Consider the following 24,003-nt stretch of genomic DNA (forward strand, 5'->3'; position numbering starts at 1 on the left):
GGCCGGGATCGGGGCGGCTCAATCCGCATTAAGGAACAAAACTTGCTTTTCGCCATTGCGGCGACGCCCTCGTCAGGCATCAAGAGCGTCGCGACGGGCGAATAAAATTATAGCGAGGTAGACATGCAGATCGGCGTCGACAATGAACGCAGAGTTGAGAACAAACGCGTCTTCGTCATCGACAATGATGGAATGACCGGATCCATCCTTCAGTTCATGCTTGAGGATGATAACGAAACGCATGAGTTCGCGACCGTCGCCGAGGCGTTCGATGCTTCGGAAAAGGTGATTTACGGCAAGACAGAGAAGTCGATCCCGCAGCTTCTGATTGTCGGCGTCAATATTCTGGAAGAAAAAGGCATTGGCGTCCTGAAGGAAATCGCTGAAAAGTTTCCGCAGGCGAAGATCATCGTCGTCGCCGACAATGCCGAGGTTCCGCTCGCCAAGGAGGCCCTCGCCAAAGGCGGCGGCGCGCATGGCATTTTAACGAAGCCGCTGACCGTTGAGGTCGTCCGCCGCAAAGTCGACATGCTGCTGGGCCGATTGAAGAGCGAATTCGTGCAACTTGGCGACTTCAATTTCGGCTGAGCGCCCGACAAGCCGAAAAATGCGACGTCAAGGCTAGGGGCCATTTCCCTGCGGCCGCATTTCGAAGAACTTCCGGCGCGGGCGCGGCGGCGCGGATGCGGTCGGGATAAACCCCGGCGCGCCATGGTGAATATAGCGTGACGGAAAAGGCGGCATGGCGGATATTGTCTTTTACGAGAAGCCGGGCTGCGCCAATAACGCGCGGCAAAAGCAGCTTCTTGAGGCGGCCGGGCACAAGTTGGATGTCCGCAACCTCTTGAACGAGCCCTGGAGCGCCGATCGCCTGCTTGCCTTTTTTGGGCGCAGGCCAGTGGCGGAGTGGTTCAATAAGGCGGCGCCAAGGGTGAAATCGGGCGCCATCGACCCAGAAAAGCTGGACCCAGCCGGAGCGATCGCGCTGATGCTCGCCGAACCGCTGCTGATCCGGCGCCCGCTGATGGAATCGGGCGGCGTGCGCGCGGTGGGTTTCGATCCCGCCTATGTTGACAGCTGGGTGGGGCTGACCAATCCGCGCGCGCAAGGCGCTGACTTGGAGACCTGCCGGCGCGGGTCCTCGACGCCTGATCCGTCAGGGAATGAGCAAGATGAGGCCGCGCCATGACCGCGGCGCCTAATCCCGCGGCAAATGCCGCCGAAGTCATACTCGCCTATCACCAGCGCACCAAACATCGCCTGGAGCGCTATGCGGCGGGACCCGAAACCCTCGATTGGTCCGAACAGCCAAACCCTTTTCGGGAATTCTCGGGAGCCGCCCGCATTCTGCTCCCTTTGGGGGCGGACGATGTCGCGACGCCTTTTTCGGAAATCTATCAAGGCCGGAGCGGCCCGGCCGCGCCCCTCACCCTTGGCTCGCTTGGAACCCTGCTGCAACTCTCCTTGGCGCTGGCCGCCTGGAAGGAATATGGCCCCGACCGCTGGGCGCTGCGGTGCGCCCCATCGAGCGGCAATCTGCATCCGACCGAGGCCTATGTTCTGAGCCGGAGGATCGTGGGCCTCGAGGATGGCGTCCATCACTATGTCAGCCGCGATCATAGTCTCGAGAAGCGCTGCGCGGTTGATTGGCCAACGACAGAAAGCGCGCCGCTGCTTTGGATCGGGCTGGCGTCGATCCATTGGCGCGAGGCCTGGAAATATGGCGAAAGGGCCTTCCGCTATTGCCAGCTCGATGTCGGTCACGCGATCGGAGCCTTGCGCTACGCCGCCGGCGCGCTTGGCTGGAAGGCCGAAATGGTCGAGGAGCCCGGCAGCCGGGAGATCGCCCGCTTGCTCGGCCTCGACCGCGGCGAGGATTTTGGCGCGGCGGAAAGCGAAACCCCTGATCTCCTTCTCGCGCTCTACCCGGCGGCCGAACGCCCCGAGACGGCTCAAAGCCTCATCCCGCCTGAGCGGCAAACCGGCTGGACGGGGCGCGCCAATGTGCTCGACCGCCACCCGATGTATAAATGGCCGGTGATCGAGGAAGCCTCGCTGGCGACGCGCAAGAGCGCGGCGGCGCGGGATCAGGCGCAAACACCGCATTTCCCCGCGCTCAATTCCGGGTCGCGGATTGCGGCCAAGGACCTGATCTTGAACCGGCGCAGCGCGCAAGGATTCGACAAGCGCGGCTCGATGAGCGCGGAGGCCTTCTTTCACATTCTGGACCGCCTGCTGCCGCGCAAGGTCGCGCCCTGGGACGTCTGGAGCTTTACGCCGCGCATCCATCCGGTCTTTTTCGTTCATCGCGTCGAAGGACTGGAGCCCGGGCTTTATATCCTCCTGCGCAACCCTGGCGCCGAGCCGCAGCTGCGCGACGCGACGCACAAGGATTTCGTCTGGCGCAAACCCGACGCGGCGCCGGAGCATTTCGATTTCTATCAGCTCATCGCCACCGATTGCGTGAAATTGGCGAGGACTTTGAACTGCCATCAGCCCATCGCCGCCGATAGCTGCTTCGCGCTCGGCATGATCAGCGAGTTCGAAAGCCTCGTGCGGGCCGAGCCCTGGCGCTACAAGCAATTGCATTGGGAGGCCGGCCTGCTTGGCCATGTGCTCTATCTGGAGGCCGAGGCGCTGGGTCTGCGCGGCACCGGAATCGGCTGCTATTTCGACGATTCCATGCATGAAGTCCTCGGTCTGAAGCACGCCGCCTTCGCCTCGCTTTACCATTTTACCCTGGGCCATCCCCTGGTCGACAATCGGATCATGACCCTGCCGCCCTATGCCCATCGGGAGGCCGGGGGCGAACCGCCGAGCGAGACTTCGCCCGCCGATGCAACAACCGACGCAACGCAAAAAGGAGCAGCAGCGATGAGTGAGGAAGCGACGTTCCAGCGCATTGGCGCGGACTTCGCCCGGGAGCTGATGAGCGGCGGGCAAGCCCTGGTCCTAGACATGCGCGACCCCGGCTCGTTCGAAAGCGGCCATATCGATGGCGCCGAACATGTCAACGAAGCCAATATCTTCCAATTTCTATCTGGAACGCCGAAGGACAAGCCGGTGCTGATCTATTGCTACCACGGCAATGCAAGTCAGGTTTACGCCAAGACCTTCGCCGATTTCCGCTTCAGCAAGGTCTATAGCCTCGATGGCGGCTATGAAGGCTGGAAAAAAGCTGTTGGATAACTCGCCCCCCTGCCTCCCGGCGCTGAGCGAGGCCTTGCAAGCATTCCTTGCCGAACAAGGCTTCCCGCCCGCCGGCGTCAACGCCGTCGCCGCCAATGATATGACGCCCCTCATGCGGGCCGCCTATCAGGGGCCCCCCGCCCTCGTCGCCGAGCTGCTGCGGGCCGGCGCGCGGGTCGACTCCTGCAACGGCGATGGCGGCCAGCCGCTCTGGCTCGCCTGCGTCGGCGACGATCCCGAAATCGTCGCGATGATCATCGCGGCGGGGGCCGATCTCGACCATAAAAACGTCAATGGGTCGACGGCGCTCATGTATGCCGCCTCCGCCGGCAAGGCCAAGGCCCTGGCGAAACTCCTCGCCGCGGGAGCCGATCTCGACTATGAACTCGATGGCGTCGGCGCCCTCGACATGGCCGCGACGCTCGAGTGCCTCAATCTCATGCGGGAAGCAAAGCGCCGCCGGGCAAAATCCTGAAGGCGGCGCGCCGCGCCAAATTGTCCTGCCTATGGCTTTGTCGTGTGGTTTCCGACAATCACGGGCGCGCGGTGCGGCAAGCTCCAGGCGCCTTAGCCGAGATAATCCGTCGAAACAAAGAGATAGCACTCTGGCCATTCCCCTGGCCCCGATCGCGCGCGGGTCTTGCGACCGCATGAGGCCTGATTTCCACCGGCGGCGAAAATGCTCTAAGAACCTGGAATCAGATTTTCTCAGGTTCGATTGACCCTCATGACGCCGACTTCAGAAAACAGCAGCCATAGCCTCCCGCGCGAATCGGAAGCCCTCAGCGCGTCGCCGCGCCTGTTCGCCAACCCGGTGCTCGATAAATTGTCCCGGGTCCATTGGTCGACGCCGCTCTTTATCTATCTGCCGCTTGTCGCCGTCCTCGCCTTTGTCAGCCTTTCGACATATGCCGCTCCGGCCGTCGCCGCCGCCGCCGCCCTTGGCTATCTGATTTGGACCCTCGTCGAATATTTCGGGCATCGCTATCTGTTCCACTATGAATTCCCCGGCGCGTTCGGCGCGCGAATCCATTTTCTGATCCATGGCGTTCATCACGTGCATCCGAATGATCCGCTGCGCCTCGTCATGCCGGCGCTGCTCAGCAGCCCGATCATGCTGATCGCCTATGGCCTCCTGCGGCTTCTCTTCGGCCACCCCTTGGCCTATCCGGTCATGATGGGCTTTCTCCTCGGCTATCTCGCCTATGACATGGTGCATTACTATGTGCATCATGGCGAGCCGACGACGCGCGTCGGCCTGACTTTCCGGCGTCTCCATTTGCTGCATCATTTCCGCGATCCCACCCGCGGCTTCGGGGTCAGCGCGCCCTGGTGGGACTATGTGTTCAAGACCGAATTCGTTCGGCAAAGCCGCACCGGAGCCGACGCCTGACGACAAGACCCCGATCAGGCGGCGCCTTCCGTCAGTCGGCATCCTCACGCGAGGCCCTCGCCGCCTCCCGCGCGCCTTTGCGCGCATCGAAACGGCCCTTGCCCCAGACAACATCATGGGTGGTCCAGGCGTGAAGCCAAGCCGAAAGGCTGAGTATCTCGCGGCCCAGGAAGGCTAGCGGCGACCAAGGCGAAACCTCCCAACCTTTCAAAATGGCAAAAGCCATTTCGGCGCAGAACCATCCGAAGAGAGTAGCGCAAAACCCCCACCAGGCCGGAGTTCCCATCAGCGGCGCGGCGAGAGCGCCGGCCAGGGCGGCAGGAAGCGGACTGCCAAGCGGCTCAAGCGGAAAGGAAAAGCGCTCGTTCGCGCGCCGGATCACGCTCCAGCGCGCCTGGCGCTGATAGATCTCGCGCAGGCTGCGGGCGCCGATCTCCTGAGCGACAGTGCGATGGGCGAACACGGTTCTGAGCCCCAAGCGCGCAAGACCCGTCGAAATCGCGGTATCTTCGGCAAGCATATGGCTCATCGCCTCGATCCCGCCCGCCCTGGCGAGATCGCTGCGCCGAAACAGCATCGCCTTGCCAACGCCAAAGCCAATCCCAAGGACCGAGGCGCTGAGCAGCAACCGCGCATGTCCATTGAGCAGGAAAGCTTCAATCCGCCCGGCGAAACTCTCCGGCCGCACCGCGACCGGAACCGCGACGACGAGGCCGACGCCTCGCGCGAAATTTTGCATGAAAGCAGCCAACGTGTCGCGTTCGAGCGTCATGTTCGAATCCTTGATGAAGACGAAATCATGCCGCGCCTGCGCGAGCGGCGCCGTCAGATTGTTGAGCTTGGGACTGACCGCCGCCGCCGCCTCCGAGCGCAGGATGCGGCAGCAGCGCCAGGGATAGCCGCCAGCGACCCTTCGCGCCGCGTCAAGCGCCGGGGATTGGCTCTCGGCGGCGCTGATCAAAATCTCGTAGTCCGGATAGTCTTGGAGAAACATCGACTCTTGCGCGGTCTCGAAACCGGACTCGAGCAATTTGATAGGCGCGATCACCGAGACCGGCGGCAGCTTTGCATTTGTCGCCCGCCGCTTCTGGACAAGGGGTTGCACAAGTCCGCAGCAAAGACTGAGGCAAAAAAGCGCAAGCGCGAGGCACCACCAAACCGCCCCGGCATAGGAAAAAAACGACGCCATTGATCCCGCAAAATCCCAAACCGGCCGGAACGCGGCCCGTCAAACCCCTTTCAATAAGTCTTCATCAGGAAAAGCAGAAGAGTTTATCGTCGCGCCCACGCCGCCAAGGGCCGGAAGCCGAATCCCGGAAGGCGGCATGACCAATGCGCCCTCCGTTTTTCGCCCAAACGCCGGCAAATCCGGCTAAGGATTCCACAGGAAAGCTCAAGAATGTCGAAAGCGCGCTTGGGCGCAATTCGACAACCGCCCCCGCGCGAGGAAGGCATGGCGACATGAACGAAGACCTGCTGTTCAAGGTCGAGGCGGGAATAGCCCAAGTCGTCTTCAACCGCCCCCGCACGCGCAATGCCTTGACCTCGGGGATGTATGAAGGTTTGGCCGCGATCTGCGCCAAGGTCGACGCCGACCCGGCAATCAAGGTTTTGATCCTGACTGGCGCTGGCGACCAAGCCTTCGCCTCGGGCACGGACATCGCGGAATTTCGCCAATTCGCCTCTCCCGACGACGTTTTGGCCTATGAGGCGCGGATCGAGGCCGCGCTCAGCGCTTTGGAGCGCTGCCGAGCCTCGACCATCGCCGCAATCGCCGGTGTCTGCACCGGCGGCGGGGCCATGATCGCCGCCTGTTGCGACCTGAGGATCGGCGAACCGGAAACGAAACTGGGCATGCCGATCGCCCGCACGCTCGGCAATTGCCTATCCATGTCCAATTACGCGCGGCTCGCGGGGCTGATCGGCCCGGCCCGCGTCAAGGATCTGATCTTGACCGCCCGCCTCGTCGGCGCGAAGGAGGCAATCGCGATGGGACTTTTAAACGAAGCCGTCGATCAGACGAAAGAGCTTCTTCCGCGCGCGCATGATCTCGGCCGCCGCGTCGCAGGCCACGCGCCCCTGAGCCTCCGGGCGACGAAGGAAGCCTTGCTTCGCATGCGCGGGCAAGCGCCGCAAAGCGCGGCGGAGGATCTTGTCCTGATGTGCTATCTCAGCGAGGATTTCCGCGAAGGCGTCGCCGCCTTTCTCGAAAAGAGATCGCCGCGCTGGCGCGGGGTTTAGAACATCGGACCGCCGGCCGAGGATTCCCGCGAGCGGCGCTTTTAGCAATGATCCAAGCAAGGACGCCAAAGGGTGCCTGAACTCCCCGAAGTCGAAACGGTTCGCCGCGGGCTCGAACCGGCGATGGTGGGCGCGCGGCTCATCGGCGTCGATCAGAGGCGGCCCGACCTGCGCTTTCCTTTTCCGGAAAATTTCGCCGCGCGGCTCATCGGCCGCCGCGTCGAAGCCCTGGCGCGAAGGGCGAAATATCTCCTCGCCGATCTCGACGACGGCGAGGTCCTTGTCATGCATCTTGGCATGTCGGGCTCCTTTCGCATCGAAGACCCCGGGGCGGAGCCAAACCCGGTCTCCGGCCCCACCAAGAACGCGGCGCATGATCATATCCTCTTCAAGCTCTCGACCGGCGCGCGGATCGTCTATAATGACCCGCGCCGATTTGGCTTCATGCAGTTGATCGCGCGCGCCGATCTCGCCTCGCATCCCCTCTTCCGACATGTCGGCATCGAACCGCTTGGGAACGAACTCGACGGCGCCGCTTTGGCGCTTCTGTTCAAGGGCAGGGCCACTTCTCTAAAAGCCGCGCTTCTCGATCAAAGCCTTATCGCGGGTCTAGGAAATATCTACGTCTGCGAGGCGCTTCATCGGGCCGGCCTGTCGCCGCGCCGCGCCGCCGGCAGCCTCGCGCGCAAGGATGGCGGCCCGAACGCGCGAGCGCATCTTCTCGCCCGCGTCATTCGCGATGTTCTCGAAGAGGCTGTGGCGGCGGGAGGCTCATCGCTGCGCGATCATCGCCAGACCGATGGGGCGCTTGGCTATTTCCAGCACAATTTCCGCGTCTACGGCTGCGATGGGCGCCCATGTCAGACGCCCGGCTGCGGCGGGGTCGTGCGGCGAATCGTTCAATCGGGCCGCGCGACCTTCCTTTGTGGCTCGTGCCAAAAATAGCGGCGCGTCAAAGACGGTCCGTCTTGGCGACTTTGGCCGGCGCCGTTCCGAGCACGACGACCCGCGTTCCGACGGGCGTGCGCGCATAAAGATCGATGACGTCCTGGTTGATCATCCGAATGCAGCCTGACGAGACGCTCTTGCCGATCGTCCACGGCTCGTTCGTGCCGTGGATCCGGAACAAAGTATCCACCTTGCCCTGCCAAAGATACATGCCGCGCGCGCCGATCGGGTTGTCAGGCCCGCCCGCCATGCCGGTCCCGCTTCTAAGCTGGCTCATCTGCTTCTTGAGCTCTGGCCGGCGGTCCAACATTTCCTTCGGCGGATACCAGTCCGGCCATTCCTGCTTGCTGTTGATCGTCGCCACGCCCGACCAGACGAAGCCCTCGCGCCCGACGCCGACGCCATAGCGCGTCGCCCGGCCGCCCTCCTCGACGTGGTAGAGATAATGATTCGCGGGATCGACGACGATCGTCCCCGGCGGCTCCTTGGTGTCGTAGGCGACGTTCTTGCGCAAGAAAGCGGCGTTGACCTCCGACAATTTAACCGCGGGAACCGGGAACGGCTCGCCGGTCGCTGGCCCATACATCGCGCTGGATTGCGGCTCCGCGCCCCCGGCTGCGGCGACCCCTGATTGCGGCGCTGCGGGCTGCAGCGGCTCCGATTGTGGCGGCGGCTGCGGAACTGGAGCGGAGAAAGCTTGAACCGAAGGATTGGGCGTTGTGCTGACGCAGCCCGCGAGGCCGCAAGCCGCTGCGGCGGAGGCGCCGGTGATGACGAGACGACGGTTCAATCGGGTCATGGGACGATCATTCGTAAGAAGAGCGGAACCCATACCCTAGCCGAGAAAATCGCACGGCGATATTGCAGGAAAGCCACGCTCGCCGCTTTCTTTCGCGCACGGTCGAGGTGCGCGCCCCAGGCTCGCGTCAAACAAACGCTCGCTCCAAAGGCTCGCTCGACGGTCCGCCTGCCGCCGACAAAAGCGCTCGCTCAGGCGCTTTCCTTGGCCCGGAAGGCGCGCTTGCGCTCGTTCGGGTCGAGATAGGTCTTGCGCAGCCGGATCGATTTCGGCGTGACTTCGACGAGTTCGTCGTCCTCGATATAGGCGAGAGCGCGCTCCAGCGTCATCCGGATCGGCGGGGTCAGGCGCACCGCCTCATCCTTGCCGGCGGCGCGGATATTGGTGAGCTGCTTGCCTTTGAGCACATTGATTTCGAGATCGTTCTCGCGCGTATGCTCGCCGACGATCATGCCGCGATAGACCTTCCAGCCGGGCTCGATCATCATCGGGCCGCGGTCTTCCAGCTTCCACATCGCATAGGCGACGGATTCGCCATTGTCATTCGAGATCAGGACGCCATTGCGCCGGCCGGTGATCTCGCCTTTCCACGGCGCATATTCGTGGAACAGGCGGTTCATGATCGCGGTGCCGCGCGTATCTGTCAAAAGTTCGCCCTGATAGCCGATGAGCCCGCGCGTCGGCGCGTGGAACACCAGCCGCAACCGATTGCCGCCGGAGGGGCGCATCTCGATCATCTCGGCCTTGCGTTCGGCCATTTTTTTGACGACGACGCCGGAATGCTCTTCATCGACGTCGATGACGACTTCCTCGATCGGCTCCAGCAATTGCTTGCCGTCCTCGGACTTTTGAAAGACCACCTTGGGGCGCGAGACGCCAAGTTCGAACCCTTCCCGGCGCATGGTCTCGATCAGGATCGCGAGCTGCAATTCGCCGCGGCCGGAGACGATGAAGGAGTCCGAACCAGGCGAATCCTCGATCTTCAAGGCCACATTGCCTTCCGCCTCCTTGAACAGCCGGTCGCGGATCACGCGGCTGGTGACCTTGTCGCCCTCGGTTCCGGCCAAAGGCGAATCATTGACGAGGAACGTCATCGACAGCGTCGGCGGATCGATCGGCTGAGCCTGCAGCGGCTCGACGACCTCAGGCGCGCAGAGCGTGTCGGCCACGTTGAATTTTTCGAGTCCCGCGATGGCGATAATGTCGCCAGGCTCGGCTTCATCGATCGGGGTGCGCTCAATGCCGCGGAAGGCCAGAATTTTGGAAACCCGGCCCTGTTCGACGACATTGCCCTTGCGATCCAGCACTTTGACGCTCTGGTTCGGCTTCACCGACCCTGCGAAAACCCGCCCGGTCACCAGACGGCCGAGATAGGGGTTGGCTTCGAGCAAAGTGCCGAGCATGCGAAAGCCGCCCTCTTCGATCCGGGGCGGCGGGACATGTTTCAGCACGAGGTCGAACAAGGGGCCCATGCCCTCCTGCGGACCGTCCGGGCTATCGGCCATCCAGCCCTGCTTCGCCGAGCCATAGAGAATCGGAAAATCGAGCTGCTCATCGGTGGCGTCGAGAGCGGCGAAAAGATCGAAGACCTCGTTGACGACCTCGGTGATCCGGGCGTCCGGCTTATCGACCTTATTGACCGCGACGATAGGCCGAAGGCCAATCTTCAAAGCCTTCCCGACGACGAATTTGGTCTGCGGCATCGGCCCTTCGGAGGCGTCGACCAGGACGATGGCGCCATCGACCATGGACAGAATCCGCTCCACCTCGCCGCCGAAATCGGCGTGGCCGGGCGTATCGACGATATTGATGCGGGTATCCTTCCAGGCGATCGACGTCGCCTTGGCCATGATCGTGATCCCGCGCTCTTTTTCGAGATCGTTCGAATCCATGACCCGCTCGACCAGGCGCTGATTCTCGCGAAACGCGCCCGATTGCTGGAGCAGGCGATCGACGAGGGTCGTCTTGCCGTGATCGACGTGGGCGATGATGGCGATATTGCGCAGTTTCATAATTAATGCCGCATCTTAATCAGTGTGCCGGGGCCGCGCTTGGGAGCGAGACGGCGAAACAGGGGCGACGCCGAACCAAACAGGCTCATGCCGGACACGCTCTTACGCCCGGAGTTTCGAGCGATCCAGAGCTGAGCCAGCTAGCGGTTTGGGATAAGCGTCTTCGCAGTTGCAGCATCCCATATACGAAACAACTCGATTTGGAAACAAATATAAATCATTTAGCGCCAACTGCATCTTGGCCGGGATCGCGATCATATGGACGGCTTGACTTTTTTCGGACTTGTCGCTGTCAGCCTCATGCTGGCGGCTTACGCTCTGGAGGAGCGCAGCTCCTGGTTCATCCTTGCTTTTGCGGGCGCTTGCTGTCTCGGCTCGCTCTATGGCTTCTTGCAAGGCGCTTGGCCCTTTGGCCTCGTCGAGGCGATCTGGGCCTTGGTTGCGCTGCGGCGATGGCAACTTCATCGGCGGATCGGTTGATATGGAAAGCGCGCGCCCGCGATAGTCCAAAAATCAAGCAATCAAAGGCAGCGGCCAAAGGAGAGTCGGCCTTTCGGCAGCCAGATCCAATTGGCGAGCCGAGCCGGCTATTCGCGAACGATGCGAGGCGCGAAGGGCGCGCGGACCGCGGGCGAAACGCTCTGCCGCCGCTCGGCGATGGCATGGCGGACCTGGGTCAACGCGAGGCTTGTCGCGGTGAGGCGATTGCCGCTCAAGCCATGATTCGAATCAAGCGCCAGCGCCAAAGCCAGAAGCTCGTCGGCTTCCCGTTCGAATTCATCCAGCGCATCGAGGCGTTCGACGGATCGCGCGGTCTTCACGATTTCGAGGAGGCGACTTAGAATTCTGTCGATATCCGCGCTTTGGCGGCGGCTGAATCTTGTCGCAAGGGTGGCGAGTCCGGTTCCGATCAAGCTAAGGAACATCGCCCCGAGATAGATGAAATCGCTGTATTTATCGAAAAAGCTCTGTTCTTCATCGTCGAGATAGGCCAGCGCCCCCGCATGAACCGGCAATGCCGCGGCCTTGTCCTTAGGCGGCGCCTCGATGCGATTGGCGGCCGGCAGCTGAACGGCGATTTTGGGCCGCGCCGCCAGCAAGAGTTCGGTCAATTCGCCAACGACGTCATTGCTCAGGCTATGATGCGCGACGAGCCGCGTGCTCGCGCCAAGCGTTTCGAAACTCGCCGCGGGCTTTGGCTGGGCCCCGCCGAAGGCGCCCCGAAGCACTTCGATTGATTCGAAATGAGGCGAGCGCTGAGCGATCGCCTTTGCCTCGGCGATGGGAATGAAGGCGAGCTGACCTCGTCCCGCCTGAGCGAAGGCGGAGACGACATCCCGCAAGCCTTGCGATCCGGGAGCGCCCACAGTGAAGACCGCATCGATCTCCTTGCGCTCGAGAGCCTTTGACGCCTCGGCGAGGGTCAGCGGAATCATCCTGACGGAGGCCGCCGGAACGTCATATTGGGCGAGCGCCGTATCGAGAAGGCCGCGATCGCCAGCCATTCCGGTCCGAGCGCCTTGAAGCATGCCGACTCTGCGGCCCTTCAGGTCATCGACCGAGCGAATCCCGGACTGCGCCGGGGTCAGCAGGATCGCCGCATTCTTATGCATGATCAGCACGGTATGGCTGCTTGGCGGCATTGCGATATCGCTGCGCACAATGGCGAGATCGACGCGCTCTTCCTCAAAGGCCGTAGAGCTTTCCGCCAGACTGTCGACAACGACCAGCTTCAGGCGGATCGGTTCGCGATCCTGCGCGAATTCCTGCGCCGCCGCCGCCAGAACCGCCTGGTCGTCGCCATCGCGCGTCACGGCGACGCGGAGAACTGTCGGCCGCGAATACATGTAAAGCGCCAGACATATTGCGACGATCGCGGCGATGGCGCCGCCGATTGAGACAATTGTAACTCGGCGCATTCTGTCCTCCTGGACCCTGTTGCTTGAAGCGGAATGGTTCGCCCGAACCAGCCCTTTGAACGTCCCCCGAAAAACAAACGCAGAATGCCAATCCGACGCCGCCGCTCCGGCAGACGCCTGAATTGGGTAAGGATAGCATCGCAAACAAGGCGGGATAATGGTGGGCCTGTCATTGCGACGCCGCGCCAAATGAGTCCCGCATGGCCTTAGCGGTTTCTTGAACCGGCGACGCGAAGGCCGCCCCGATCAGAATGAGACAGGGCCCGGACGGCGCGGCTGCGGCGGCTTTGGCTGGAAGCGTCTCGATCGTGCCAAAGATGCTGCGCTCGTCCGGCCAGGTGGCGCGTTCGACGAGAAGCGCTGGAGTCGCCGGGTCGAGACCATGCTCCAGCAGCCGCGCAGCCAGAATTCCGAGCGTCTTTACCCCCATATAGACGACGCTCGAGGCGCGCGGGTCGCAAAGCGCGCGCCAATCGAAATCCTCGGGCAGCTTTCCGTCATGCGCATGCGCGGTGATGAATTGCAGCCGCCGGGCCGTGTCGCGCTCAGTTAGCGAGAGCTTTAACGTAGCCGCGGCGCCAAGCGCGGCGGTGACGCCGGGCACGATCTCGACCGGAATGCCGGCCGCGCGCAGCGCCGCTATTTCCTCGTTGGCGCGGCCGAAAATCATCGGATCGCCGCCTTTGAGGCGCACCACCCGCTTGCCCTCCGACGCCAGCGAAACCAAAAGAGAAACGATATGATCCTGCCGGCAGGAGGGTCTGTAGCCGCGCTTGCCCACCGGGATTTTTTCCGCCTCCCGCCGCGCCATCGCGACCGCGCCGGGAGCGACGAGATCGTCGTATAAGACGACGTCGGCGGACTGCAACAAGCGCAAGGCCTTCAGCGTCAGGAGTTCCGGATCGCCAGGGCCAGCGCCGACGAGAGCGACCGATCCCCTCGCCGCCTCCGGTGCGGCGGTCTCGGCCTCGGCGAGCAGCTTTGTAAAATCGCTCTCGCTTGGTCCCGCGCCGCCCGCGTCGAGCGCCCGGGCGGAAAACAGCTCCCAAAACCGCCGCCGCGCCCTTGCCGGCAGAGCGCGCGCCGTCACGCTTTGGCGCCAGGCCTTGGCTGCCCCCGCCCAAAGCTTCACCCCTTGAGGCAGCAGGGCTTCCAGCCGGCCCCGCACGGCCTGCGCGAGGATCGGCGCGGCGCCGGCTGTTGAAATGCCGATCACAAGGGGCGAGCGATCGACGATCGCGCCAAATTGAAAATCCGAGAATTCCGGCCTGTCGATAATATTGGCAGGCACTCCGGCGGCCTGCGCCGCCGCCTTGAATGCGGCCGCGTCTTCCCGGCTCTCCATGTCCGCGATGGCCAGCGCGGCGCCGCGCAGGTCTTCGGGCCGGAAACGACGCTGAACGAGGCTGATCCCGGGACGGCGGCGCGCAAGCGCCAGCAGGCCGGCATCGGGATTTGCGCTATAAATGTCCAACTTGGCGCCCGCCGCGTCGAGAAGCTCCGCCTTCCACAGCGCCGCCTTCGCATCGCCCGCGAGGACGACCCGCTTGCCGGCAAGCGCGAAGAATACCGGCAGACAGGCGAGGCCCGGCGCGGAGGGCGCACCCTCGCGATCAAGTTTGGCCGGCGCCGAAAGGAGATCGCTCATCGAGGCCATATTGTCCTATGTCCCGCGCCATGCAAGATGGGCTGCGGCCCGACGGCTTCAACGTCAATTGATCCTGCCGCCGATTTAACGTCACGCCCGAAAAGCCTGCGCTTTTTGTAGCCATGCTCTTGCGATGGCAATAGGACGTTGGCGATCGCAAAGACAAAGGATAACGTCAAGGCTGCCGCCGTCCGCCACGCCCATGGCTTTTCATCAAACGATCGAATGCGCTCTAAGCCTTGCATTTGAAGCCCAAGCAAGCGAGGCGCCGGGGCCCCCGCATCACGAGGATTGGTCTTGAAGATCGCGCTTAGGACGTTCAGATCGACATTCACAGCTTCAACTTTGCTTGCATTTCTCGCTTTCACGCCAGTCTCGGCGCAGGCTGGCGGCGACGTTTTCGCGCCGAGTTTTTGGGATCCGCAGCATCGGACCGCCAAACCGGACCTGACCGACCTCCGCAGCATTCGATTTCTAACGGAGGATGACTATCCGCCGTTCCATTTCGCGACGGCGGATGGCGCCCTCGCCGGTTTCGACGTCGACCTCGCCCGCGCGCTTTGCGACGAGCTGAAGGTCATCTGCACGATCCAGGCGCGCCGCTGGGATACTTTGATCGAGGCCCTCGACGAAAACAATGGCGATGCGCTCATCGCGGCGATCCGCATCGACCCGCAAACCCGCGCCAAGCTCGATTTCACTGCGCCTTATTACAAAACTCCGGCGCGCTTCGCGACGCTTAAGGCGACGCCATTGGCGGACGCGACGCCCGAAACGCTTGCCGGCAAGACCATCGGCGTGGAGGCTGGAAGCGCGCATGAAGCCTTTCTCAAGACGTTTTTCGGCAAGTCGACCCGCAAGCCCTACGCGTCGCAGAAGGCCTTGCGCGAAGCGCTCCAGAAGGGCGAAATCGACGCCTTGTTCGGCGACGGCATTGCGCTGAGCCGCTGGCTAGATGGGCCGGAGGCGCTTGAGTGCTGCGGCTTTCGCGGCGGCCCCTTCATCGACAGCCGGTTTTTTGGCGATGGCGTCGGAATTGCCGTGAAAAAAGGCAATCTGGCTTTGCGCCAAGCGCTCGACTACGCCCTCGCGGCGCTGGCCGCAAAGGGAGCCTATACCGACCTTTACCTTAAATATTTCCCGCTCGGATTCTATTAGCCGCGCGGCCTTTTCCCCAGCAGAGAGCATGATGTCCCTTCATGCGGACTCAAGACGCGCTCTCTATTCTCTTTGTTTCGACGCATGGATCCCTAAAAGTCAGCAACTTTCCCAAAAGTCATGCTCTTAGAGATAGCTTTCGAGTTCGCGCGCGGCTTGTTTTGGCGGCTTGCCGAGATTGAAGGCGTTCACGAAACGGCCGCGCTTGTCCATCAGATAGACCACCGCCGTATGATCCACCGTGTACTCCCCGTCTTCACCGGGCTTTTTCATTATGAAAACTTTGAAAGCCCTCGCGATCGCCTGTGTTTTCGCCGGGTCGCCGCTCAATCCGATGATCCGCGGATCGAAATTCTCGAGATAAGTCTTCAAAGTCTCCGGCGTATCGCGCGCGGGATCGACCGTAATGAAGAGGGCGGCAATCTTCTTGTCCGGTCCCATCTCCTTGAAGACGGCGGAAATATCGAAAAGCGCGGTCGGACAAAAGTCCGGGCAATGGGTATAGCCAAAGAACACCAGATACGGGCGCCCTTCGAGATCTTTATTGCTCACGATGCGGCCGTCATGGGCGGGCATCGCGAAAGGGCCGCCGATGGAGGAAGCGCCCAATTCCGCTCGCCCGGGCAACCCGCTATAGGTCAAGGCGGCCAAGCCGACCAGCCCTACCGCAAATGCCAAGACGATGAAAAGAAGTTGGCGGGATGCCTTCGCGGAACCTTTGATGGGACGTTTGCTCATAGAAAAAAACATATCAAAACGCGTGGTGATTTCCAATCCGCCAAAACGGACAAATTGAAGCGGCGCTCTTTTGCGCGCAATCCGCGATATGCGTCGCCCGCGCCCGTCTTGCCGGCCATCCGTTTATGTTATATTGTTACTTATGCTTAGAGACCTCATGAGCCTTGCCCCTCACGGCCGTTCGCCGGGGCGACCGACAAGCCCCTCTCTAGTCCCCCCCTTCTCGCTTCTCCGGCTTTCGGCCTTTGCGCGATTTTGCGGGGTCATGATCCTCATCGCCGGGCTCTGGGCGGCTGTTTTCTGGGCGCTGCGATGATCGACGGAGCCGAAGCCCCGGCCATTCGCTTCCGCGATCTCACTCTTGGGTACGACCGGCATCCGGCGGTGCATCATCTCGACGGCGACGTCGAGAGCGGCGCCTTGCTCGCCATCTGCGGTCCGAACGGCGCCGGCAAATCGACCTTGCTCAAAGGGATCGCCGGCGCTTTGTCTCCGTTCAGCGGCGCCGTAGTCCTGCCGCGCGCCAAGCGCCGCGAGATCGCCTATCTGCCGCAGGCCGCCGATATCGACAAAAGCTTCCCGATCAATGTCTTCGATGTCGTCGCAATGGGGCTCTGGAAGCGCTGCGGCCTCTTTGGCGGCATTTCTCGGAAGGAATTGGACAAGGTCCGCGATGCGATCGCAGCGGTTGGGCTCGACGGGTTCGAGGATCGCGCCATAGGGACGCTTTCAGGCGGCCAATTGCAGCGCATGCTCTTCGCCCGGCTGCTCATTCAGGACGCCGCCATCATTCTCCTCGACGAGCCCTTTACCGCGATCGACTCCAAGACCAGCAAGGATCTGCTTTCGCTCATCGCGCGCTGGCGCGCCGAGAAGCGCACCGTCCTCGCTGTCTTGCACGATCTCGATCTGGTGCGCGACTATTTCCCACAAACTCTCTTGCTCGCGCGCGAAAAGATCGCCTGGGGGAAGACCGACGCGGTCCTCACCCCGGAAAATCTTCTGCAGGCGCGCGCGATGATCGAGGCTTTCGACCGCCAGGCGCATAACTGCGCGCGGGCGGCGTGAGACCGCTTCATGCTGCATGATCTCTTGATCTCCCCTTTTGTCGAATTCGAGTTCATGCGGCGCGCACTCGTCGGCTCGATCGCCTTGGCGCTCGCCGGATCGCCGCTCGGCGTGTTCCTGATCCTGCGCCGAATGTCGCTCACCGGCGACGCCATGGCGCATGCGATCCTTCCAGGCGCCGCCATCGGCTATCTTGTCGCCGGCCTCTCGCTCGGACCGATGACCATCGGCGGCCTGATCGCCGGCCTCATCGTCGCGATCGGGTCGGGCGTCGTCGCGCGAACCACGATTTTGCGCGAGGACGCTTCGCTCGCCGCCTTCTATCTGATCTCCCTGGCGCTTGGCGTCACGGTGATCTCCATGCGCGGCTCCAATATAGATCTCCTGCATGTCCTTTTCGGCAGCGTGCTCGCCCTCGACGACGCGACCCTGATCCTCCTGGCCGCGATCTCGAGCTTGACCCTCGCGGGGCTGGCGCTGCTTTATCGGCCCCTCGTGATGGAGACGGTCGATCCAGGGTTCCTCGCCTCGGTCGGGCGCGCCGGCGGACCGACGCAGATTATCTTTCTGGGGCTTGTCGTCTTGAATCTCGTCGGCGGATTTCATGCGCTCGGCACCTTGCTCGCCGTCGGCATGATGATGCTGCCCGCAGCCTCGGCGCGGCTCATCGCCGAAGACCTGACCGCGATGATCGCGATCGCGGCGGCGCAGGGGATGATCGCCAGCTATGCCGGGCTCATTCTCTCCTTTCACGCCGGCCTGCCCTCAGGCCCGCTCATTATTCTGGTGGCGGGCCTGCTTTATCTCATCGCCCTGGTGTTTGGACCGGCGGGAGGCCTCTTGCGGCGCTTGAAGCCGAGACGGCATCTCGAAGCCTGACTCAGCGCTTTTGAGCGGAGCTGTCATGCGCCCTTTTAGCACTGCCATAGCCTTTGCTATTGGCCCGATCCTGGCGAGCCTGGCTTTATGCGGGGCGGCGCTCGCGCAACCGCCATATCGCTTGCCGGTCGTCGCGACCTTTTCCATTCTCGCCGATTTGGCCCGCAATGTCGGCGGCGAACGGATCGAGGTCAGCGCGCTCGTCGGACCCAATGGCGACGCCCATGTCTATCAACCAACCCCGGCCGACGGGAAAAGCCTCGGCGCGGCCCGGCTGATCCTCGCCAACGGCCTCGGCCTCGAGGGCTGGATCGATCGCCTCATCAAGGCGTCGGGCGCCGAGGCCCCAGTCATCGTCGCGACCAAAGGCGTGAGCCCGCGCGAAATGGAGGAGAAAGGGCACATCGGCGAGGACCCCCACGCTTGGCAGTCGGTCGCCAACGCCAAAATCTATGTGGGCAATGTCCGCGACGGCCTGATCGCGGTCGATCCGGAAGGAGCAGCGGGTTATCGCGCCAATGCGGAGGCCTATCTCGCCAAGCTCGACGTTCTCGAGACGGAGATCGCGGCGGCGATCGCCAAGATCCCGCCAGATCGGCGAAAGATCATCACGACTCACGACGCCTTCGGCTATTTCGGCGCGGCCTATGGCGTGCAGTTCGTCGCGCCGCAGGGCGTATCGACTGAGACCGAGGCGAGCGCCCGCGACGTCGCAAAAATCATCCGGCAGATCAAGGCCGAGAAAATTCCCGCGGTCTTTCTTGAAAATATCAGCGACCCGCGAGTGGGCCGCAGGATCGCGGAGGAAAGCGGGGCAAAGATCGGCGGCGCGCTGTTTTCCGATGCGCTTTCCCCGCCCGATGGCTTGGCGCCGACCTATATCGATATGATGCGCAACAATGTCAGGGAGCTTTGCGCCGCGCTCGGGAAATAGCGCTGCGGCCTTGACGTTCGCCGCCAAACCGGGACAAGTCGGCGCTGAAAATCTTGAGTTGGCCGCAGCTTTCTCGCCGAGCGTCTTGCGACGCGCGATGAAGCCCGCCATCTCGAATGGCAAGCTCTGGAGCATCGCATGGCCGAAAAAATCCCCGTCACCGTGCTCACCGGCTATCTCGGCGCGGGCAAGACGACGCTGCTGAACCGCATTCTATCGGAGGACCACGGCCAGAAATTCGCCGTCATCGTCAATGAATTCGGCGAAATCGGCATCGACAACGACCTCGTCGTCGGCGCCGACGAAGAAGTCTTCGAAATGAACAATGGCTGCATCTGCTGCACCGTGCGCGGCGATCTCATTCGCATCATCGAAGGCTTGATGAAGCGCAAGGGCAAGTTCGACGCGATCATCGTCGAGACGACGGGGCTCGCCGATCCAGCCCCGGTGGCGCAGACCTTCTTCGTCGACGCCGATGTGCAGGACGCGGCAAGGCTCGATGCGGTGGTGACAGTCGCCGACGCGAAATGGCTGGCCGAGCGGCTGAAGGACGCGCCCGAAGCCAAGAACCAGATCGCCTTCGCGGACGTGATCATCCTCAACAAAACCGATCTCGTCAGCGCCGAGGAATTGGAGGAGGTCGAGGCGCGCATCCGCGCCATCAATCCCTATGCGAGCCTGCACAAAACCGTGAAATGCGCCGTCCCGCTCGAGGCGGTGCTCGGCCGCAACGCCTTCGACCTCGACCGCATCCTCGCGATCGAGCCGGAATTCCTCAAGGCCGAGGAGAAGCATGATCACGATCATGCGCATCACGACCATGATCATCACGGGCACGGCCACCATGCGCATGAACATGAGACGCACGGCCTGAAACATTACCACGACGAGGATATGCAATCGGTCGCGCTGTCGCTCGACGGCGATCTCGATCCGGAAAAATTCATGCCCTGGCTCAACGAATATATTCAGAAGGAAGGCGCCTCGATCCTGCGCTCCAAAGGCATCCTCGCCTTCAAGGACGAGCCTCAGCGCTTCGTCTTTCAGGGCGTCCACATGATCCTCGACGGCGATCTTCAACGCGAATGGCGGCCTGATGAAAAGCGGGTAAGCCGGCTTGTCTTCATCGGCCGCAATCTGAAACAAGACGAGATCAGGGAGGCGTTCTTGCGCTGCGCGGCCTAACCAAGCGACAGCTCCGCAAGCGAGATCATATGGCTCAGTCCACCACCTCCCTCACCGCCAATGTCACGCCGTTTGAGGCTGGAGCGCCGGTCACCGCTGTGGCCTTCCTCGGCGATGTTCCGGCGCTGGCGCTTGGCGACGGCGCCGTCCTGCTAATGGGGCCAGGCGGGGCACAGCGCATCGCGGCGCATCCGGACGCCGCCATTCTCGTCGCCGCGAAGGCGGGGGAAAAACTCGTCACCGGCGGCGACGATGGCCGGGTGATGCTGATTGGCGGCGATGGCGGCGCGCAAGAAATCGCATATGAAAAGGGCAAATGGATCGATGCGCTCGCCGCGCGCGAGGACGGCGCAATCGCCTGGTCGACCGGCAAGCAGGTTCATGCCCGCGACGCGAAGGGCGAAATCAAGACCTTCGCCGCGCCTTCGACAGTGCGCGGCCTCGCCTTCCTGCCCAAGGGCTACAGGATCGCGATGGCGCATTACAATGGCGCGAGCCTCTGGTTTCCGAACGCGTCGGCCGCGCCTGAAGTTTTCGAATGGAAGGGGTCGCATCTCGACATCACGATCTCGCCCGATGGACGTTTTCTTCTGACCTCGATGCAGGAGAACGCCCTGCACGGCTGGCGCATCGCCGACAAGAAGGACATGCGGCTCAGCGGCTATCCGGCGAAATCGCGCTCCTTGTCCTGGTCCTTCGACGGCCAATGGCTGGCGACCTCGGGCGCCGACGCCGGCGTCATCTGGCCCTTCAAGGACAAGGAAGGGCCGATGAACAAGGCCCCGCAAGAATGCGGCGCCCGGCGGGCCAAGGTCGCCAGCGTCGCGTTTCATCCAAATGCGCTTGTCGTCGCGCAGGGCTATGACGACGGATGGGTGCTGCTCTGCCGGCTCCCCGACGCCGCCGAAATTCTGGTGCGCGGGAACCGCGAGGGCGCGGAGGCGGCGATCACGGCGCTAGCCTGGGATCGGGCGGGCCGCCGCCTTCTGTTCGGGACGGCGGACGGCAAAGCGGGCCTCCTCGACATGCCGGCTTGACGCGCGGATGCGCCGGCGTCCCGGGCCGCCTCGCCAAGTCCCGGCGCAATGCCCATTGCGCCCGCCGATAGCCAGATGAGATGAAGACCCGGGACAAAGCCGCTGCAGCCGCCGGCCGGTCCGCGGCTAGAGCCGGATGATTTTGGACGGAATCGCAACGCGATCTCGTCCAAGGTCTTAAATCCGCCTCTCTTCAAAGTGTTGGAGCATGATGTCGTCCGAAAACCGGCTCCCACCTTTCGGCATCATGCTCTAAAGGCCAAACCATGATTCCCAATCTTCTTTCGATCGCGGGTTCGGATCCGAGCGGCGGCGCCGGCATCCAGGCCGATCTCAAGACATTCGCGGCGCTGCATTGCCATGGCATGGCCGTCGTCACCGCCTTGACCGCGCAAAACACGCGCGGCGTGCGCGCCCTGCATCTCCCCCCGGCGGAGTTCGTCGGCGCAGAAATCGATGCAATTTTTGAGGATATCGACGTCGCCGCCGTCAAGATCGGAATGCTCGGCTCCGGCGCCATTGTCGAAGCGGTCGCCCGCCGGCTCGCCGTTCACAAGCCCGGCTTCATCGTGCTCGATCCGGTGCTCGCCGCGACCAGCGGCGACGCCTTGACGATTGACGATGTCGGCGCGGCCATCGTCCGTCATTTGTTTCCGCTGGCCGACCTCGTCACGCCCAACCTCGCCGAAGCGAGCCAGCTCACCGGCCGGGCGATCCAGGACGATGAGGCGGGACTGCGCGCGGGCGCCGAGCTTTTGCTGGCGCGCGGCGCCAAAGCCGCGCTGGTCAAAGGCGGCCATGGCCAAGGGGCGACCGCCGACGATCTCTTTTACAATGGCATTGTCCACAAGCTGTTTTCCGCGCCGCGCATTGCAACGCGCAACACGCATGGCACCGGCTGCACCCTATCTTCCGCCATCGCGGCCTATCTCGCGCATGGCCTCGCGCTTGCCGATGCGATTGGCGCGGCCAAAACCTATCTGACCGGCGCGCTCGCCGCAGCCGACGAATTGAACGTCGGGCAAGGACATGGACCCGCGCATCATTTCCATGAGCTGTGGCGACGCTGAGGGCGATGTCCTTAAGGGGAATCGAACCTGCTCTTTAAGGCTTTGTTTTAACGCATGATTTTATCCAAAAAGTCTGCAACTTTTTGGCGTCATGCTTAGAGCGCTTTCCGGCCGAATGGAATCATTCGGTCGAAAAGAAATCGCTCCAAATTCAAAAGCTTGAGCATATTCTTATCGCTCAGATTGATTCAACCTGAGCGGAATATGCTCAGCGAAACGCGATCCGGCCTTCCACTTTGGCGTCGATCCGATGCGAGGCCTCGACATAGTCGATCACATCCTGCGCGACGAGCCGGGTGCCCGAATCGGCGCTTAGCTCGGCCTCGCCCGCAAACATCCAATAGCCATCGCCGCCAAGCGCAAGAAAATCATTGGTCGCAAGCCTATAGCTCCCCGCGGAGTCAAGAGGTTCGCCGTTGATCGTCGCCGCAACAACTCGTTTTCCAGGCTCCGCCCGCCGATCGACCGTGACTTCGAGCCCAGCGACTTGCGGAAACCGGCCGCTGCGGCGCTCCAACTGCGAGAATCCGTTTTCAAGCGCGACGAGAATGGTCTTGCCCGAGACGGCGATCGCGATGGTCTTGTTGCCGAATGGGAGTTCGTCGAGAATATCGCGCCGGGTCAATTTCGCGCCGACGGGATAGATCTTGTCGCCTCTGATGCCGCCGCCGTTGATGATGACGAGTTCGGCGCCTGCGGCGTGGCGCATCGCATCCGCGACGAGATCGCCAATGGCGCATTCCTGCGTGCGCACGGTTTGCGTGCGGCTGTCGAGAGGCGCGGCGAGGGTTGCGATTTCAACGTCGAAACTCTTCGCCAAGCCCGCTTCATAGGCGCGGACTTTCTCCGCTAGCGCCGGATCGGGGTCCACCTTCGCCGTGTCAATGACGCGAAAATTCGGCCGCCACGTCAAGGCGTCGGCGCGTTCGCCCCGCTTTGCAATTTCGATATCGACGATGGCGACATAATTGGCGTCCTGCTGCGACTCCATCAAGGCGGCGCGGCCGTCATAATCGAGATGAAGATCGTGATTATGGCCAGACAGGATCAGGTTTGCGGCATGCGCATTCATCAAGGCGGCGTCGGTCGCCTTGTCGGCATGGACGATGGCGACGACGAAATCGGCACCCGCGCCGTAAGCGGCCTTGGCCGCCGCCGCAATTATGTCGAAGGTCGGCGCAAAGACAAGATCGCCGGGGCGGGAAGCCGTCGCCGTCGCGTCATAGGCCGAACCGATCAGGGCGAGCCTCAGGCCGTCCGCCTCGATCAGCAGATGGTCCTGGTGGCCCGGCAGGTTCGCTCCGGCGCGGTCCGTAAGATTGGCGGCTAGGATCGGAAAACGCGCTTCGCCCATCCGCCGCAAGTAGACGTCCTTGCCGAAGTCGAATTCATGATTGCCGGGGACGAAGGCGTCGAGACCGATCTCGTTGAAAAGAGCGATCATATGCGCGCCCTGATCGAGGCTCGACATCAAGCTTGGCGAGAGCGTATCGCCGGCATGGACGCAGATCAGGCGGCGGTTCTCGGCCGCAGCCCTGGCCCGCTCCGCCTTGACCAGAGCCGCCAGACGCGGGATGCCGCCGCGCCCCTCGGTGTTTTCGGAGATCCGATAAATGTCGCTGACAACCAAGAAACTGACCCGAGCGGCGGCGTCCGCGGCCCCGGCACGTCGCGCGAGGGCGCTGGACCCTGTGGCGAGCATGGCGGTCAGGGTTGCGCGGCGGGTGAGGTTCGGCATGATCCTATGCGCCTGTTGCTAGCCCGACGCCGCGTGGGCGCGGAGCA

The 24,003-nt window shown here is 62.7% G+C and carries 22 protein-coding genes; 15 read left to right on the forward strand and 7 right to left on the reverse strand.

Annotated features, from left to right (window positions below; translation table 11 throughout):
- Positions 1-123: 123 nt before the first annotated feature.
- The 5 genes from DL86_RS15370 to DL86_RS15390 all read left to right on the forward strand — a co-directional run bounded on the left by DL86_RS15370 (position 124) and on the right by DL86_RS15390 (position 4,582).
- Entirely contained in the window at positions 124-588 is a 465-nt protein-coding gene (locus DL86_RS15370; protein ID WP_036263331.1) for a response regulator, read from the forward strand.
- Between the two features lie 154 nt (positions 589-742).
- Positions 743-1,189 (forward strand): ArsC/Spx/MgsR family protein, encoded by a 447-nt coding sequence (locus tag DL86_RS15375; protein ID WP_036263334.1) that lies wholly within the window; start codon positions 743-745, stop codon positions 1,187-1,189.
- Positions 1,186-3,189, forward strand: a complete 2,004-nt coding sequence (locus DL86_RS15380) for a rhodanese-like domain-containing protein (RefSeq protein WP_036263337.1) — start codon at positions 1,186-1,188, stop codon at positions 3,187-3,189. The genes DL86_RS15375 and DL86_RS15380 overlap by 4 nt, the downstream gene beginning before the upstream one ends.
- Entirely contained in the window at positions 3,182-3,664 is a 483-nt protein-coding gene (locus DL86_RS20320; protein WP_202899218.1) for an ankyrin repeat domain-containing protein, read from the forward strand. Before DL86_RS15380 ends, DL86_RS20320 begins: the two co-directional genes overlap by 8 nt.
- A gap of 252 nt (positions 3,665-3,916) precedes the next feature.
- On the forward strand, positions 3,917-4,582 hold the full coding sequence (locus DL86_RS15390) for a sterol desaturase family protein (protein ID WP_036263341.1): 666 nt from the start codon (positions 3,917-3,919) through the stop codon (positions 4,580-4,582).
- Positions 4,583-4,613: 31 nt separating this feature from the next.
- On the opposite strand, the gene DL86_RS15395 is transcribed toward DL86_RS15390, so the two are convergent.
- Positions 4,614-5,771: a glycosyltransferase gene (locus DL86_RS15395; protein ID WP_036263343.1), complete on the reverse strand. Its 1,158-nt coding sequence runs from the start codon at positions 5,769-5,771 to the stop codon at positions 4,614-4,616.
- Positions 5,772-6,043: 272 nt separating this feature from the next.
- On the opposite strand from DL86_RS15395, the gene DL86_RS15400 reads away from it, so the two are divergent.
- Entirely contained in the window at positions 6,044-6,823 is a 780-nt protein-coding gene (locus DL86_RS15400; RefSeq protein ID WP_036263857.1) for an enoyl-CoA hydratase/isomerase family protein, read from the forward strand.
- 72 nt (positions 6,824-6,895) lie between these two features.
- The gene (gene mutM / locus DL86_RS15405) at positions 6,896-7,768 is read left to right on the forward strand and encodes a bifunctional DNA-formamidopyrimidine glycosylase/DNA-(apurinic or apyrimidinic site) lyase (protein WP_036263346.1); all 873 of its coding nucleotides are present in this window, start codon (positions 6,896-6,898) and stop codon (positions 7,766-7,768) included.
- A 7-nt stretch (positions 7,769-7,775) separates the two neighbouring features.
- On the opposite strand, the gene DL86_RS15410 is transcribed toward mutM, so the two are convergent.
- Together DL86_RS15410 and typA are read right to left on the reverse strand one after the other, a co-directional pair.
- A complete protein-coding gene (locus DL86_RS15410) occupies positions 7,776-8,570 on the reverse strand; it encodes a L,D-transpeptidase (RefSeq protein WP_036263859.1) in 795 nt (264 codons plus the stop codon).
- A 191-nt stretch (positions 8,571-8,761) separates the two neighbouring features.
- Positions 8,762-10,582: a translational GTPase TypA gene (gene typA / locus DL86_RS15415; protein ID WP_036263350.1), complete on the reverse strand. Its 1,821-nt coding sequence runs from the start codon at positions 10,580-10,582 to the stop codon at positions 8,762-8,764.
- Between the two features lie 258 nt (positions 10,583-10,840).
- Here typA and DL86_RS15420 point away from each other — a divergent pair, with 258 nt between their 5' ends.
- The gene (locus tag DL86_RS15420) at positions 10,841-11,062 is read left to right on the forward strand and encodes a hypothetical protein (protein WP_036263352.1); all 222 of its coding nucleotides are present in this window, start codon (positions 10,841-10,843) and stop codon (positions 11,060-11,062) included.
- A gap of 107 nt (positions 11,063-11,169) precedes the next feature.
- Here the strand turns inward: DL86_RS15420 and DL86_RS15425 are convergent, their stop codons facing one another.
- Positions 11,170-12,501: a TAXI family TRAP transporter solute-binding subunit gene (locus DL86_RS15425; protein ID WP_051953551.1), complete on the reverse strand. Its 1,332-nt coding sequence runs from the start codon at positions 12,499-12,501 to the stop codon at positions 11,170-11,172.
- 169 nt (positions 12,502-12,670) lie between these two features.
- A complete protein-coding gene (cysG, locus tag DL86_RS15430) occupies positions 12,671-14,149 on the reverse strand; it encodes a siroheme synthase CysG (protein WP_036263863.1) in 1,479 nt (492 codons plus the stop codon).
- Positions 14,150-14,446: 297 nt separating this feature from the next.
- On the opposite strand from cysG, the gene DL86_RS15435 reads away from it, so the two are divergent.
- On the forward strand, positions 14,447-15,307 hold the full coding sequence (locus DL86_RS15435) for a transporter substrate-binding domain-containing protein (RefSeq protein WP_245276395.1): 861 nt from the start codon (positions 14,447-14,449) through the stop codon (positions 15,305-15,307).
- A gap of 126 nt (positions 15,308-15,433) precedes the next feature.
- On the opposite strand, the gene DL86_RS15440 is transcribed toward DL86_RS15435, so the two are convergent.
- Complete coding sequence (locus tag DL86_RS15440; protein WP_342585873.1) at positions 15,434-16,057, reverse strand: SCO family protein; 624 nt, start codon at positions 16,055-16,057, stop codon at positions 15,434-15,436.
- Between the two features lie 300 nt (positions 16,058-16,357).
- Here DL86_RS15440 and DL86_RS15445 point away from each other — a divergent pair, with 300 nt between their 5' ends.
- The 6 genes from DL86_RS15445 to thiD all read left to right on the forward strand — a co-directional run bounded on the left by DL86_RS15445 (position 16,358) and on the right by thiD (position 22,218).
- Positions 16,358-17,113, forward strand: a complete 756-nt coding sequence (locus DL86_RS15445; RefSeq protein ID WP_036263356.1) for a metal ABC transporter ATP-binding protein — start codon at positions 16,358-16,360, stop codon at positions 17,111-17,113.
- 9 nt (positions 17,114-17,122) lie between these two features.
- The gene (locus tag DL86_RS15450; RefSeq protein ID WP_036263357.1) at positions 17,123-17,992 is read left to right on the forward strand and encodes a metal ABC transporter permease; all 870 of its coding nucleotides are present in this window, start codon (positions 17,123-17,125) and stop codon (positions 17,990-17,992) included.
- Between the two features lie 25 nt (positions 17,993-18,017).
- Entirely contained in the window at positions 18,018-18,926 is a 909-nt protein-coding gene (locus DL86_RS15455) for a metal ABC transporter substrate-binding protein (protein WP_036263359.1), read from the forward strand.
- A gap of 138 nt (positions 18,927-19,064) precedes the next feature.
- On the forward strand, positions 19,065-20,111 hold the full coding sequence (locus tag DL86_RS15460; RefSeq protein WP_036263360.1) for a CobW family GTP-binding protein: 1,047 nt from the start codon (positions 19,065-19,067) through the stop codon (positions 20,109-20,111).
- 29 nt (positions 20,112-20,140) lie between these two features.
- A complete protein-coding gene (locus DL86_RS15465) occupies positions 20,141-21,148 on the forward strand; it encodes a WD40 repeat domain-containing protein (protein WP_036263361.1) in 1,008 nt (335 codons plus the stop codon).
- Between the two features lie 266 nt (positions 21,149-21,414).
- Positions 21,415-22,218, forward strand: a complete 804-nt coding sequence (gene thiD, locus DL86_RS15470) for a bifunctional hydroxymethylpyrimidine kinase/phosphomethylpyrimidine kinase (RefSeq protein WP_036263363.1) — start codon at positions 21,415-21,417, stop codon at positions 22,216-22,218.
- A 208-nt stretch (positions 22,219-22,426) separates the two neighbouring features.
- Here the strand turns inward: thiD and DL86_RS15475 are convergent, their stop codons facing one another.
- Positions 22,427-23,956 (reverse strand): bifunctional metallophosphatase/5'-nucleotidase, encoded by a 1,530-nt coding sequence (locus tag DL86_RS15475; RefSeq protein WP_036263364.1) that lies wholly within the window; start codon positions 23,954-23,956, stop codon positions 22,427-22,429.
- Positions 23,957-24,003: the final 47 nt, after the last annotated feature.

Source organism: Methylocapsa aurea (assembly GCF_000746085.1).
Taxonomy (GTDB): domain Bacteria; phylum Pseudomonadota; class Alphaproteobacteria; order Rhizobiales; family Beijerinckiaceae; genus Methylocapsa; species Methylocapsa aurea.